13 protein-coding genes are annotated in these 12,752 nt (G+C 68.9%); 2 read left to right on the top strand and 11 right to left on the bottom strand.

Annotated features, from left to right (window positions below; all coding sequences use genetic code 11):
* Window positions 1-43: 43 nt before the first annotated feature.
* The 3 genes from WH85_RS49985 to WH85_RS04400 form a co-directional block, all read right to left on the bottom strand.
* Window positions 44-433, bottom strand: coding sequence for a hypothetical protein (locus WH85_RS49985; RefSeq protein WP_157410763.1), 390 nt, complete (start codon window positions 431-433; stop codon window positions 44-46).
* A gap of 305 nt (window positions 434-738) precedes the next feature.
* On the bottom strand, window positions 739-1,263 hold the full coding sequence (locus tag WH85_RS04405) for a hypothetical protein (RefSeq protein ID WP_045740341.1): 525 nt from the start codon (window positions 1,261-1,263) through the stop codon (window positions 739-741).
* Window positions 1,260-1,478 carry a hypothetical protein gene (locus WH85_RS04400; protein ID WP_045740340.1) on the bottom strand — a complete coding sequence of 73 codons (219 nt, stop codon included), beginning with the start codon at window positions 1,476-1,478 and terminating at the stop codon, window positions 1,260-1,262. Before WH85_RS04400 ends, WH85_RS04405 begins: the two co-directional genes overlap by 4 nt.
* Window positions 1,479-1,580: 102 nt before the next feature.
* On the opposite strand from WH85_RS04400, the gene WH85_RS04395 reads away from it, so the two are divergent.
* On the top strand, window positions 1,581-2,201 hold the full coding sequence (locus WH85_RS04395; protein WP_045740339.1) for a TetR/AcrR family transcriptional regulator: 621 nt from the start codon (window positions 1,581-1,583) through the stop codon (window positions 2,199-2,201).
* Window positions 2,202-2,266: 65 nt separating this feature from the next.
* Here WH85_RS04395 and WH85_RS04390 read toward each other — a convergent pair whose 3' ends face one another.
* The 8 genes from WH85_RS04390 to WH85_RS04355 form a co-directional block, all read right to left on the bottom strand.
* A complete protein-coding gene (locus WH85_RS04390) occupies window positions 2,267-3,571 on the bottom strand; it encodes a YibE/F family protein (RefSeq protein WP_063775458.1) in 1,305 nt (434 codons plus the stop codon).
* A 155-nt stretch (window positions 3,572-3,726) separates the two neighbouring features.
* Window positions 3,727-4,722 (bottom strand): C40 family peptidase, encoded by a 996-nt coding sequence (locus WH85_RS04385; protein ID WP_245673813.1) that lies wholly within the window; start codon window positions 4,720-4,722, stop codon window positions 3,727-3,729.
* A gap of 271 nt (window positions 4,723-4,993) precedes the next feature.
* Window positions 4,994-5,434 carry a hypothetical protein gene (locus WH85_RS04380; RefSeq protein ID WP_045740338.1) on the bottom strand — a complete coding sequence of 147 codons (441 nt, stop codon included), beginning with the start codon at window positions 5,432-5,434 and terminating at the stop codon, window positions 4,994-4,996.
* Between the two features lie 255 nt (window positions 5,435-5,689).
* Window positions 5,690-6,343 (bottom strand): DUF305 domain-containing protein, encoded by a 654-nt coding sequence (locus WH85_RS04375; protein WP_045740337.1) that lies wholly within the window; start codon window positions 6,341-6,343, stop codon window positions 5,690-5,692.
* A 92-nt stretch (window positions 6,344-6,435) separates the two neighbouring features.
* Complete coding sequence (locus tag WH85_RS04370; protein ID WP_157410762.1) at window positions 6,436-6,882, bottom strand: DUF6153 family protein; 447 nt, start codon at window positions 6,880-6,882, stop codon at window positions 6,436-6,438.
* Window positions 6,883-7,061: 179 nt separating this feature from the next.
* Window positions 7,062-9,104: a heavy metal translocating P-type ATPase gene (locus WH85_RS04365; RefSeq protein ID WP_045740425.1), complete on the bottom strand. Its 2,043-nt coding sequence runs from the start codon at window positions 9,102-9,104 to the stop codon at window positions 7,062-7,064.
* Between the two features lie 681 nt (window positions 9,105-9,785).
* Complete coding sequence (locus tag WH85_RS04360; protein WP_245673812.1) at window positions 9,786-10,133, bottom strand: (2Fe-2S) ferredoxin domain-containing protein; 348 nt, start codon at window positions 10,131-10,133, stop codon at window positions 9,786-9,788.
* Between the two features lie 50 nt (window positions 10,134-10,183).
* Entirely contained in the window at window positions 10,184-12,160 is a 1,977-nt protein-coding gene (locus WH85_RS04355; protein ID WP_157410775.1) for a heavy metal translocating P-type ATPase, read from the bottom strand.
* An 89-nt stretch (window positions 12,161-12,249) separates the two neighbouring features.
* Between WH85_RS04355 and WH85_RS04350 the strand changes: the two genes are divergently transcribed.
* Entirely contained in the window at window positions 12,250-12,639 is a 390-nt protein-coding gene (locus WH85_RS04350; RefSeq protein ID WP_045740333.1) for an ArsR/SmtB family transcription factor, read from the top strand.
* Window positions 12,640-12,752: the final 113 nt, after the last annotated feature.

Here is a 12,752-nt window from a genome sequence, read left to right as displayed (position 1 = left end):
CGTTACGAACTCAGACGGCCCGTGTGACGCCGACGCCCGGCGATCACGTCCGGCAGACGCTGGTCTCCATCAACACATGGCGCTGCCGTGGAACTCTGCACCGGGCGGTGCGCACGCGGGAGGCAACGCTGGTCAACGCGCCCGGCAAGGCCAGCAGCACGAAGTCCGCCACTGCCCAACCCGGCTGGGGCGGTGTTGCCGATACCAGGCAAAGATGCGCGGCATGCGGCGCTTCGTCCGCCAGCGCTTCGCCGCCGCCGGGAGTTCGGACGACGGGGACGTCCACCGCCGGTTGCGTGACAGCGGTGACCAGGCGCGTCGACGACGACGCGTGGGCATGCTGTGCCCGAGAACCCGCCGCGTCATGATCGACTGCGGCTGCGCAGAGCAGCACCAAGGCTGCTGTGACGACACGCATGATCAGGCGGAACATGAGGACTCTCGGGCCGGCGCAGCTGGTCATTGCGCCGGAATTGTACCAACTGTAGGTGATCTGCTGGACCCGTCGAAGCAACGGCCGCCACCTTCGAGGGGCGAAGTGGACCCCACGTCCGTCACGCTCGGGACTGGTGCGCCGCCTGGAGGGCCGCCGGCCGGCGATGTGTCGGGATAAGCCTGGCGTAGTGACCACGGACACCTGCCACAGCTCAGCGCTAAGGGGACACGCACGGATGAGCGCCTGCCCGCACGAAGGTGGCGGTACCGCCGTAACTACCCGAGCCACCAGGCCAGTCGGCTCTACGGAGTTGCAGCGCGGCCCGACGCTCGTCGCTCCCGATAGCCCCAGGGCGTCAGCCCGCGCGGTTTGAACACCGACAGCACCAGCGCGAGCATTAGCAGCACGATGGCGGCGCCGGCGTGCAGCACCGGCGAGGGCGTGGGTGACACCGCCGCGCCTACCTCGGTGGCGCGGCGGGCGAGGCCGGCGAGTACCTCCAAGGTCTGCATGTAGAGCAGCAGCACACCGGTGGCGAACACGTTCATAACCAACTTGATCAGCACCCAGTAGTGGCGCACCAGACCCCACGTCGAGATCAGCGACTGGATCACACCGGTGACCAGGCTGGCGAGGCTGAACGGGACCAGCGCCGCCCAGCCCAGCGGCTCCAGCACCAGATAGGCCGCGCACGCCACCGCCGGGTCGGCCACGGTCAGCGCGAGCACGGCCAGGACCAGCGACGCGGCGATAGCCCCCAGCCAGCCGACCGACGCGCCGACGTGAGCCACCAGCATCAGCTTCCGCAGCCGGGGCCGGACGGTCATCGCCGGTGGTCGATCATCGGCACGCTCGGCGCCTGCAGGCTGTGTTGCATGTGTCGACCCGGGCCGTGCCCGCTGAGCAGCATGACGACGACCAGCGCGACCACCACGACGCCGATGACACCGGCAATCTTCACCCACCGCGGTACGCCCTCGTGGCCGGCGTCGGGCCCGCCGCCGGCAGACGAATCAGGCTCACCGGATTGTTTCTGGCTCATCTTGACTCCTCGACTCGGCAACTCCACATCCGCATTTTGCAATACACTCTGTCTCGATGCAAGACATTCTGACGCCCCGGTGTCGGTGCGTACGCTAGGTGTGTGCCGAGATTGTGGAACGACACCGTCGACGAGCATCGCCGCAGCGTGCGGGCGGCGATCCTGGACAACACCGCCGCCCTGGTGAACGAGCACGGCATGGGCGTGACGATGTCCCAGATCGCTGGGCAGGTCGGTATCGGCCGCGCCACGCTGTACAAGTACTTCCCGGATGTGGAAGCCATCATGGTCGCCTGGCACGAACGCCAGGTCGGCGAGCACCTGCGGCAGCTCACCGACACCGCTGCCCTCAGCGCTGAGCCCGGTGAGCGACTACGAACGGTCCTGGCGACTTACGCCGAACTGTCCAGCGGCGGCCGAGACGGCCACCAACCGTCCCCGCCGGCCGGGCACGGCATGGAGCTCGCGGCGCCGCTGCACCGCGCCGAACACATGCACCACGCCCGACAACGGCTGCACGAGCTCGTCACTGGAGTCATTGCCGCAGCTGTCAGTGCCGGTGTGGCCCGCACCGACGTACCGGCCGGTGAACTGGCCACCTTCTGCCTGCACGCGTTGACTGCGGCGGCTGCGCTGCCGAATCCGGCGGCCCGCCGGCGGCTGGTTACCGTCACCCTCGACGGCGTGCTGTCCCCCCGCATTGACGAGGTCAAGGGCACGTAGAGCGGGAGCACCGGGGACTGACTCCCGCAGGCCGACGCTAGCGTCCTTCATCGGCTCCGGCTGGTTTACCGCGTTCCACCGTCCGGGCCGTCCACGAACGCCATCCATGGATCTGCTGGCGCGCCCTGCTTTCCAGGCGACCTGTCGGCTTTGACCTTCTCCCGTGTCCCCCGGGGCCGGCCGGCGGTGGCTGCGGCCAGAGCGGTGGTGATGGATACGGCGGCGATGAGGCCGAGGGTGCCGACGATGCTGCGGACGAGTTCCTGCGCGATCAGCGGGGTGGTGAGGGTGGCTCCGATCGGCTCGTTGCCGGCGGCGAACAGCAGCATCAGCGGTAGTGACGCGCCTGCGTAGGCCAGCACGATGGTGTTGATGACCGAGGCGATGTGCGCGCGGCCGATGCGTTCGGCGGCGCGGTACAGCTGCCGGAAGCCGTAGGCCGGGTTGGCGCGGGCCAGTTCGCTGACGGCGGCGGACTGGGTGACGGTGACGTCGTCGAGCACGCCGAGCGAGCCGATGACGATTCCCGCGAGCAGCAGGCCCTGCATGTTGACGTCGGCGTGGGTGATGTTGAGGTAGTTCGAGGTTTCGTCGGAAATGCCGGTCAGGTGGGTGAATCCAGTGGACAGCGCCGACAGCACACCGGTGATGGTCAGAGCGGCCAGCGTGCCGGCGACCGCGACCGTGGTGCCCATGTGTAAACCGTGGGTCAGATACAGCACGGTGAGCATGATCGCGGCGGAGCCGACGATCGCGATCAACAGCGGCGATCGGCCTTCAAGGATGGCCGGGACGATGAACCACAGCAGTACAGCGAAGGTGACCGCGAGGCCGGCCAGGGCGCTCAGGCCGCGCCAGCGGCCGAAGGCGATGACCGCGGCGGCGAAGGCGGCGGCCAGGATCCACAGCTGGGTCGAGCGCTGGTGGTCGTAGATCGAGTACGCCTGCCCGGTCGGCGAGTCCGGCAGGTAGAGCAGTTCGATGTCGTCGCCGGCTTCGACGGTGACCGCGCCGGGTCCGGCGGGGATGTCGGTGGTGACAGTGCTGCCGGAACTCGCGCCGCTGGTCACCTTGACGGTGACACTGCCGCACACGCTGTCTTGGGTGTACGAGCCCTCTTCACCTGCCGGGCCTGGGATCTCGGGCTCGGTGGCGCAGTCGACCGGCTGGACCGCGGTGACGGTGCCGTTGACCCGGTCGTCGGGTGCGGCGGGGTCGCGTTCGATGCCGGCCGGCCACAGCAGGATCATTGCCACGGCGATGATGATGGCTGCCGGCACCAGCAACACGATGGTTAGCCGCCCGGCGTGTGGTCGCCCTAAATCGTTGTCGTCGGCGTCAGCGGTGGTGTGGGTGTGACCGGCACTCATGTGACCTCCTGGTCGGCCAGTGCGATCAAGCGCGGCGGGCGGCGGGCGGCGGGCGGCGAACACTGCCGTGACCGTGGTGCGTGGGGCTCGCCGCGGGTGCGGTTGGGCGGCGAGCCGCTTCCCGGGCTCGCCGCTATCGCGCCTGCTGTCAGTTGTCAGCTCGGTCGGCGGAAACCGGCGATCGGTCCGATGTCGTCCAGGCCGGCCATGCGGACGTAGTCGCCGGTGTGCGGGGCGTGCACGACGGTGTCGTTGCCGACGTAGATGCCCATGTGGTGCAGGTCGCTGAACCAGAACACCAGGTCGCCGGGTTTGATGTCGGCGCGACTCACCGGGGTGGTGTCGGACCACTGCCATTTGGTGTAGTGCCGCAGCGATACCCCGTTGACCGCCCACGCGGTCAGGGTCAGCCCGGAGCAGTCATATCCGCGTGGTCCGGCGGCCGCCCAGATGTAGGGCTTACCGATCAGACTGCACGCCTTGGCGGCGGCTTTACCGCCCGGGTCGTTGCTGTACTCGGCCGGGCAGGCCCCGGTCCGCAACGCGCCTCGGGCTCCCCCGGCGCTGCCGTAGGCCTTGATCCGCAGCTTCTGCAGGTCGTTGATCTTCTTCTCGATGTCCTTCTTCTTGCCGGCCAGATCGGCGTCGCGGGCGGCCAAGCCTGCGGTGACGGTATCGAGGGTCTTCTTGCTCGTGGCGTACTTGTCGCGCAAAGTGATGACATCGTTGACCTGCGCACGCTCGGATCGGGCCATCAGGTCGAGGTAGGTGAGCTTGTCGGTCAGGTCCGACGGCGAGCCGCTGACCAGCATGCTGGTCAGTCCGGACTGGCCGCCCTGCATGTAGGCCCGGGCTGCTAGGTCACCGACGTTCGACAGGGCGGCGTCGACCTTGCTCTGCAACGGTTTGAGTTGCTTGACCAGCTTTTTCTGCTGGTTGCGGTTGACCTGCAACTGGCTGTGGATGTGGTTGTACTGCTCGATGACCGGCTCGAGCTGGTTCCAGGCCTTGTCGATCTGCGCCTCGATCGCCGTGGGTGACGGGGCGGCGTACGCGGGGGTCGCGACACCGGCAGCGACCGCGAGCGCACTCGCGATGGCGCACACCAGAACGCGCAGCGATGATCGGCGGGGGGAGGTATTTGGCAACACGAAGACAGGGTCCTTTCTTCATGCGTCGAGGCAAGCAACGCACCGGACGGGCCGCAGCGGGTGGCAGCCTCTGGCGAAGCCAGCAGGCAGTTCGTCGTTGCGTCCTACGTGCCGGGCATGCCCAGCGGTTCAGCCCGCTCACGGCACGTGGCGCCACGCGGCGATCGGGTGATCGCAAGCCTCAAGGCATCAGGGGAATGTGTACGCCGTGCGGGGCGCGGTACGACACAGGTCGAACGGATCAGGCGATGGACGCCCAGCACCGGTCGACTCAGGTACGCATGACCGCGACGGCCGTCACCGCAAGACCCCAGGCCGGCCGCCGACTGGACCGGGATGTTCGCACCAACTGTCGGCCGTCGGCCGCAGATGCCCGGTCAGCCAGGCCCATCAGCAGCCGGGCTCCCAGCAGCACACCGATCGCTATGACACTGAGAATGGCGACGCAGACGTCTGACCGCGACGAGCCGCCGTACGCGTCGGCTGGCATCGCCACTGTATGAGTGCAGCCGTCACCGCCGCAGTCATCGTCGTCGACCGGTGAGGCAGCGGAGACGAAAGCCGGGCCGGACGCCGTCGTGGTGAAGGTGACGGTGTGGTGCTCGCTGACGGCGGCATGACCGACAGTGTGCAACGCAGCGAACCCGAACAGTGTGCAGAGCAGCAGGACGAGGCGAGCGAGGCGCTCCGTCGTCGCTGCAGCCGGTTTCACGCGGCATACGGTAGCCGCTACCACCGAGATCCGCGAGCCACTCTCGGTGAGTTCGGTAGCACTCAAGCCCACTCCGTGGGCGCTCACCTGCGCCGAGGAATCACAGTTACCGAGCTCCACACGCCCGACAACTTCGACCCCCTTTCGCGTTGAGGGCGCGGTCCGGCGACGTTTCTGTGTGCTGATGGTGTCGAGCTGTCAGGCGAGGCACGGCCGGGCACCTGTTGCCAGGCGCCCGGCGCGTGTCAACTGGGCCTAGAGGCGCCCGAGGATCGCCTTCATCGTGGTGATCTCTGCCTGCTGATCGGTGACGATCTTCTCGGCCAAAGCTTTGGCGTCGGCGTTGGAGCCCTGCGCCGTCTCCTGCTTGGCCATCTCGATGGCACCTTCGTGGTGGCTGATCATCATGGTGAGGAACTGCTTGTCGAACGCCGCGCCTTTGGCGCCCATCAACTTCTTCATGTCGGCGTCGCTCATCATGCCCGGCATCGACCCGTGGTCCATGCCGGACATGTCAGAGCCCATACTCGCCATCGGCGAGGGCTGGCCCCAGGCGGTCAGCCAGCCGTTCATCGCGTCGATCTCCGGCTGCTGCGCCGTCTTGATCTTGGCGGCCAGCTCCTTCACCTCAGCGTTCGACGCCCGCGTCTCGGCCATCGCCGCCATCTGCACGGCCTGCTGGTGATGCGGGATCATCGACTCGGCGAAGGTGACATCAGCGTCGGTGAACGCGGCCGCCGCGCTAGCCGGAGCGCTGGTAGCGGCCATGCCACCGTGGTCCATGCCGGAGCCCGACGACGAGTCGTCACCGCCGCCACAGGCGGACAGAACAAGCGTCGTCGTGACGGCAGCGCCAGCCAGAAGGCCGCGACGCAGTAGGGCAGCGGGCAGCGTGGAATTACGCATCATGGGAAACAGTGAACCTTTCACATCGACAACGGGAACGTGCGCACGAACGCCCCAGGCAGCGGACATGAGACCGCCTACCTGGATCCGTTGTTCTAAATGCGCAGCACCGCTGTCGATGCAATGGTCAGCCCAAACCACTTGTCCGGGGGCGCCCGGGAGGCGACCGCCGGAGACATTGCCTGACCAGCCGCTGAAGTCCCGGTGCGCCGACCGCCGATCAATACCGCCAACAGGAACGCGAAAACCGCCAAGCCGCCGAGCACTGCCAGGCAGACGCTCCACTGACTCATCGCACCGTCATCGCCCGGGCAGTGATCCCCGGTACACGACGGCGCTTCGCGCATCTGCGCCGTCGGCTCGAGATACGTCTGCACCGCACCCATGATCGACGTCATGACCGGTGTTTCGTGGTGGGCGGGCTGATCCATCTGCATGCCGGTATGGCCGAGCGTGTGCATCGCCGCCAGGCCGAACAGGGTGCCCATCAGCAACAGCCATCGGGCGCTACGCCTGATGTCTGTTGTCGGCCGATGGGTCATGACCTCCACGCTAGCGCGCCGATCCGCAAAGGCATCTTCGGCCCCCAGCGACATCGCCGACGTCCTCCACCCCTCATCAGCGACCGGCGACTTATGGTCTGGCCGGGCGGTGGATTGACCACCTGGCCGCTCGCACGTCGCAGGCCGGCGTTGGCCCCGAATCGAGGCCCCACTGGTCGTCACTGCTGGTGGGGGGCCAGGCGTACCCGGCGCAGCAGTTGGGCGTTGAGCGCGACCACGATGGTCGAGGCACTCATCAGCACCGCCCCGATCGCCGGGCTCAGCGTGATCCCCGCCCAGGCCAGCACCCCGGCGGCCAACGGGATCGCGATGACGTTGTAGCCGGCCGCCCACGCCAGGTTCTGGATCATCTTGCGGTAAGAGGCCTTTGACAGGCGGATCACGCTGCTGACCCCGCGCGGGTCCGAAGAGGCCAGCACCACCCCGGCGGACTCGATCGCGACGTCCGTTCCTGCCCCGATCGCCAGGCCAACGTCCGCGCGGGCCAGGGCCGGCGCGTCGTTGACGCCGTCGCCGACCATCGCCACGATCAGGCCACGCGCCTGCAGCTCAGCGACCGCCCGATCCTTGTCCGCGGGCAGCACCTCGGCGAACACCTCGTCCACCCCCGGCCTGAACCCCAGGTCGGCGGCGACCGCTTCGGCAACCGCCCGGGCGTCACCGGTGATCATGACGATCTTTTTGACGCCTTGGCGGCGGAGCTGCTCGATGGCTTGACGCGCCTCGGGCCGGATCTCGTCCTCCAGGGCGAACGCGCCGATGACCTGCGGACTGCCGGATTCCTCGAGCAGTAGCAGGTGCAGGACCGCAGCTCCCCGCTCGGACCAGCGCTGCGCGGCCTCGACAAGGTCGTCGGGCACCGTGGCGCTAAGTTCGCGCAGCAGTGCCGGCCCGCCTACCGCGTACGTCCGGTCGTCGACCACCGCCTGCACCCCGCGACCGGTCAGCGACCGGAAGCCAGTGGCAGAGGCGTGCAGGTTGCGGTCGTGGGCGACCGCGGTCAGGGCCCTGGCGAGCGGGTGCTCACTGTCGGCTTCGACGGCCCCGGCGATACGCAGCGCCTCGTCGTCGGTGAACCCGACAGCGGCGGCGATCCCGGCGACGGTGTGGGCGCCCTTGGTCAGGGTGCCGGTTTTATCGAACAACACCGCGTCGACGGTCCGCATCCGCTCCAGCGCGAGGCGGTCCTTCACCAGGATGCCGGCCTTGGCCGCCATCGCCGTCGACAACGCGATCACCAACGGGATCGCCAGACCCAGCGCGTGCGGGCAGGCGATGACCAGCACCGTCACGGTGCGCACCACCGACTGGTTCACATCACCGAGCGCCGACCAGGCAATAAACGTCAGCAGCGCCGCACCCGTAGCGACATAGAACAGCATGGCCGCGAACCGGTCCGCCAGCACCTGCGCGCGGCCGCTGGACGCCTGGGCCTGCGCCACGAGGCGCCCGATCCCGGCCAGTGCGGTGTCGTCGCCGACTGCGTCGATGCGGACCCGGATCGTCGAGTCGGTGGCGACCGTGCCGGCCACGACCCGCCCACCCACCGTCCGCGCCACCGGCCGTGACTCCCCGGTGATCATCGACTCGTCCAGCTCCGCGGTGCCGTCGATGATCCGACCGTCAGCCGGCACCCGGGCGCCGGAGCGCACCAGCACCGTGTCGCCCACCACCAGCTGAGCGACCGGCACCCGCTCTGTCGCGCCTTCGCCGGTCAGCCTCTCGGCGTCGTCGGGCAGCAACGCGGCAAGGGCGGCGAGAGCCCCCTGCGCCTGACCGATCGCCTTCATTTCCTGCCAGTGCCCGAGCAGCATGATGGTCACGAGCGCGGCCAGCTCCCACCAGAAGTCCAAATCGAACACACCAAGGCTGGTCAGCATCGACGCGGTATAGGCCACGGTGATGGCCATCGAGATCAGCAGCATCATGCCCGGCGCGCGGTCCCGCACCTCGCTGACCGCGCCGGCCAAAAACGGCCAGCCGCCGTAGAAGAACACCGCGGTCCCCAGCACCGGGCCGACCCAGGACATGCCAGGGAAGTCGAGCGAGTAGCCGAACCAGTCCATCACCATGTGACTGGTCAGCACGATCGGCACGGTCAGGATCAAGCTCAGCCAGAACTTGCGCCGGAACGCCTCCGGATCATGACCGGCGTGCTTGTCATGCCCTTGATGCCCGCCCGCATGACCGTGACCTGCCATGTCGTGGCCGGACCCCTGATGGCCGGCGGTCAGCGTGGACACCGAAACGTGGTGAGGGGCGTCGTCGTGCCCGCCGTGGCTCGCGTTGTCGCGCATGGGCTCACCTGTCGGGGTATGCGGCGACTCGGGCGTTTGCGAAACCTCATGATCATGCTCGCTTGCTGGCATATCGACCACCTCCACGCATCACCATATACCCCTAGGGGGTATCTGGCACACGGGTGGGAGAGATTCCGCAGTCACATCACTACGGGAGCGGGTGACGGTTCTAATCGAAGTCGCCGAAGCAACGGAGCCGGCCATGCCCGGCGGCAGACGACCGCACGACTTCAGCGCAGCCGGACAAGTCTGAGCGAGATGCAGCGGCTGCTGCCGGGCCTACTGCGCCTGCTCAGTGACTTGCAGGCGATCGGACCCAGCTCCGTGGAGTCCGGTACGACTGTGGCTGGTTTGCTTCTCGGTACCGATCGATGTGATCCCCTACTTCATCCCGGTCATCGGCTACGCCGTCATCATGGCGCTCGCACGGTGCGATCGGTAGGGCGGCGCCCTGGCTGTCTGCGCGCCGACGGCACTGGGCCCAGCAATCCGACCGGTCTCGCGGCGGTCCTGTGCGCGGCCGGCGTCGCTGATCCAGTCGGCCGTAGCCTCAGCGCCGTATATCGGAGTTGGCGATCCCGGTCAGCTCAGCGCGTGACGAACCCGGCGGGTGGCCGTGAAGACGTACAGGTCGAGCACGCCGGGTGGATCCGCGATGCCGGGTCCGCCTGCGCGAACCCAGGCGGTGATGTCGGCGCCGGCGTCGGCATCGTTGACCATGCCGAGCCAGGCCGGGCGGCCACCGGCGGCCCGGCCTGCGGCCGAGGGCTGGATGACGATCACATTGGCGTGTTCGCAGGCATTGAGGCAGCCGCTGACGCGGACCTGTGCCACCTCGGCCAGTGAGCGGCGCAGGTGAGCCAGTTGGGCGCCGTGGTCCAGGCCGGGGATCCTGGCGGTGCCGCACTGTCCGCCCCGGCAGATCGTCACGGTGCAACGTGAGTCGGCGCCGGCAGTCGCTGCGGGCCGGGCTCGGCGGCTCACCGCTGACGGCTCTGGGGTTGCGGCCAGGCCCGGTTGGCGAGCAGTCGCAGGCCGTTGAGTCCGACGATGACGGTGGACCCTTCGTGCCCGGCGACTCCCAGCGGTAGCGGGAGGTGGCCGAACAGGTCCCAGGCGACGAGCACGGTGATGAACGTGCCCGCGATGACCAAGTTCGCCACGACGATGCGGCGGGCCCGCCGGGACAGGGTGATGACGGCGGGCAGGGCGGTGAGGTCGTCGCGGACCAGGACCGCGTCTGCGCTCTGCAGCGCCAGGTCGGAGCCGCGCGAACCCATCGCCACGCCGAGGTCGGCGGTGGCCAGCGCAGGGGCGTCGTTCACTCCGTCACCGACCAGCAGCACCCGCGCCCCGTCGGCCTGCAACGCCTGGACCCGGTCGACCTTGTCCGCGGGGAGTAGCCCGGCGTGCACGTCGGTGATGCCCGCTTCGGTCGCGAGCCGGCCCGCGGCGCCGGGGTTGTCGCCGGTGAGCAGCACCGGTGTGGTGCCGGTCAACGCGGTCAGGGCGGTGACGGTGCCGGCGGCGGCCGGGCGGATCCGGTCGGCCAGCGCGAGGACCCCGGCCGGCAGGCCGTCCACCATGACCACAACGGCGGTGCGCCCGGCGGCTTGAGTCACCTGGACAACGCCACGCACCTCACCGGTGACTCCCCCGGCGCTGCCGGTCACGGTATCGAGCAGGGCCGGGCTGCCGACCTGCACCACGTGCCCGTCGACGATGGCGCGCACACCGCGGCCCGGGGTGGAGGTGAAGTCGTCGGCGGCCGGCAGGACGAGGCCACGGTCGCGGGCGGCTGCCAGCACTGCCGCGGCGATCGGGTGTTCACTGGGATGCTCGGCGGCCGCGGCCCAGCGCAGCAATTGCCCGGCGTCGAGAGCGCCGGTGGCATGGATCTCGGCGACGCGGGGGGTGCCCTCGGTCAGCGTGCCGGTCTTGTCGAACGCCACCACGGTGGTGTCGGCGAGTTGTTCCATGACCACGGCAGACTTGACCAGTACCCCGTTGCGCCCGGCGAGGGCGATCGCGGACAGCAGCGGCGGCATCGTCGCGAGGACGACGGCGCACGGCGACGCCACGATCATGAACGTCATCGCCCGTAGCAGCGTCGATCGCAGGTCCGCACCGACCAGCAGCGGCACCATGAACAACGCCAGGGTGGCAACCACGACACCGACCGAGTACCGCTGCTCGACCTTCTCGATGAACAGCTGCGTGCGGGCCTTGGTCGCCGAGGCCTGCTCGACCAGGGCCACGATGCGGGCGATCACCGACTCCCCGGCCGCCCGGTGCACCCGAGCCAGCAGGGCGCCGGTGCCGTTGAGAGCGCCGGCGAACACCTCATCGCCCGACTGCTTGACCACCGGCAGCGGCTCACCGGTGATCGTGGCCTGATCAACCTCACTGGCCCCGACGACCACAAGGGCGTCGGCACCGACGCGCTCACCCGGGCGGATCCGGATCAGTTCGCCGACCTGCAACTGCGCGGTGCCCACCGTCTGCTCGGCGCCATCGGTGTCGACCCGGGTGGCCTGTTCCGGGGCGAGGTCGAGCAACGCCCGCACACTGTCGGCGGTCCGCGCGGTCGCGAACGCCTCCAGCGCACCGGAGGTGGCGAAGATGACGATCAGCAGCGCCCCGTCGAAGACCTGCCCGATCCCGGCCGCACCGATCGCCGCCACGATCATCAGTAAATCCACGTCCAAGGTCCGACCGCGCAACGCGCGCAGCCCGGCCAGGGCCGGCTCCCAACCGCCCGCGGCGTAGCAGGCGAGGTACAGCGCCCACCACACCGGTGACGGAGCGCCGGCCAGCTGCGCCGCGCCGCCGGCAGCGAACAGCAGTGTGGCTACTGCCGCCCAGCGGATCTCGGTCAGCGCCAACAGCCGGGCGGCCAGCCGCCGCGGCACTACTGGTGGACCGGCGGTCGCGGCTCGGGGCGGGGTCGTTGTCAGAGTCACAGAGAATCACACTACCTGCGTATGCACGTAGGTAGCCAAACAGCTAGGCAGATGAGTGCCGTGATTCCCGCTACGCTGTTCGTGTGCATACCTCGCTGCCCGATTTCCGGATGCCCGACGACGAGCAGGTCCACCTCGCCGCCGAAGGCTTCCGGATGCTCGCCGACTCGACCCGCATCAAAATCCTGTGGGCACTGCTGCAAGGCGAGTCGTCGGTCGCCTGCCTTGCCGAACTCGTCGGCGCTGCTCCCACCGCGGTCAGCCAGCACCTGGCCAAGTTGCGCCTGGCCGGACTCGTCCGCGGCCGCCGTGAAGGCACGTTCGTGCACTACTCCGCCGCCGACACCCACGTGCGGGCACTGCTGTCCGAGGCGCTGTTCCACGCGGAGCACACCGATCAGAACCTGCCCGAGTCCGGCGGGGACAGCTCGCAGCCGCACGCCCACGCCCCCGCGCCCACCGCGGCGGGCTGACAGCACCGCTCTTCACGGTTGATCGTGAGCGAGGGATTTCCGCAGGCCACTCCCTCGTCACCGGTCGGCGGAGTCACGCTGCGCTCGCCGGCCGCCGCGAGTTCAGCCAGCTA

The organism is Actinoplanes rectilineatus (assembly GCF_000962825.1).
In the GTDB taxonomy this organism is placed as follows: domain Bacteria; phylum Actinomycetota; class Actinomycetes; order Mycobacteriales; family Micromonosporaceae; genus Actinoplanes; species Actinoplanes rectilineatus.
The sequence above is the reverse complement of the archived record's forward strand: the minus strand, read 5'-3'. Positions and strand labels throughout refer to the sequence as shown.

Excerpts from the sequence above, each read along its gene's own strand:
- WH85_RS04370 (WP_157410762.1), bottom strand. The coding sequence starts at position 6,882 with ATGACCCATCGGCCGACAACAGACATCAGGCGTAGCGCCCGATGGCTG.
- WH85_RS04375 (WP_045740337.1), bottom strand. The coding sequence starts at position 6,343 with ATGATGCGTAATTCCACGCTGCCCGCTGCCCTACTGCGTCGCGGCCTT.
- WH85_RS04390 (WP_063775458.1), bottom strand. The coding sequence starts at position 3,571 with ATGAGTGCCGGTCACACCCACACCACCGCTGACGCCGACGACAACGAT.
- WH85_RS04400 (WP_045740340.1), bottom strand. The coding sequence starts at position 1,478 with ATGAGCCAGAAACAATCCGGTGAGCCTGATTCGTCTGCCGGCGGCGGG.
- WH85_RS49985 (WP_157410763.1), bottom strand. The coding sequence starts at position 433 with ATGTTCCGCCTGATCATGCGTGTCGTCACAGCAGCCTTGGTGCTGCTC.
- WH85_RS04365 (WP_045740425.1), bottom strand. The coding sequence starts at position 9,104 with ATGGCAGGTCACGGTCATGCGGGCGGGCATCAAGGGCATGACAAGCAC.
- WH85_RS04405 (WP_045740341.1), bottom strand. The coding sequence starts at position 1,263 with ATGACCGTCCGGCCCCGGCTGCGGAAGCTGATGCTGGTGGCTCACGTC.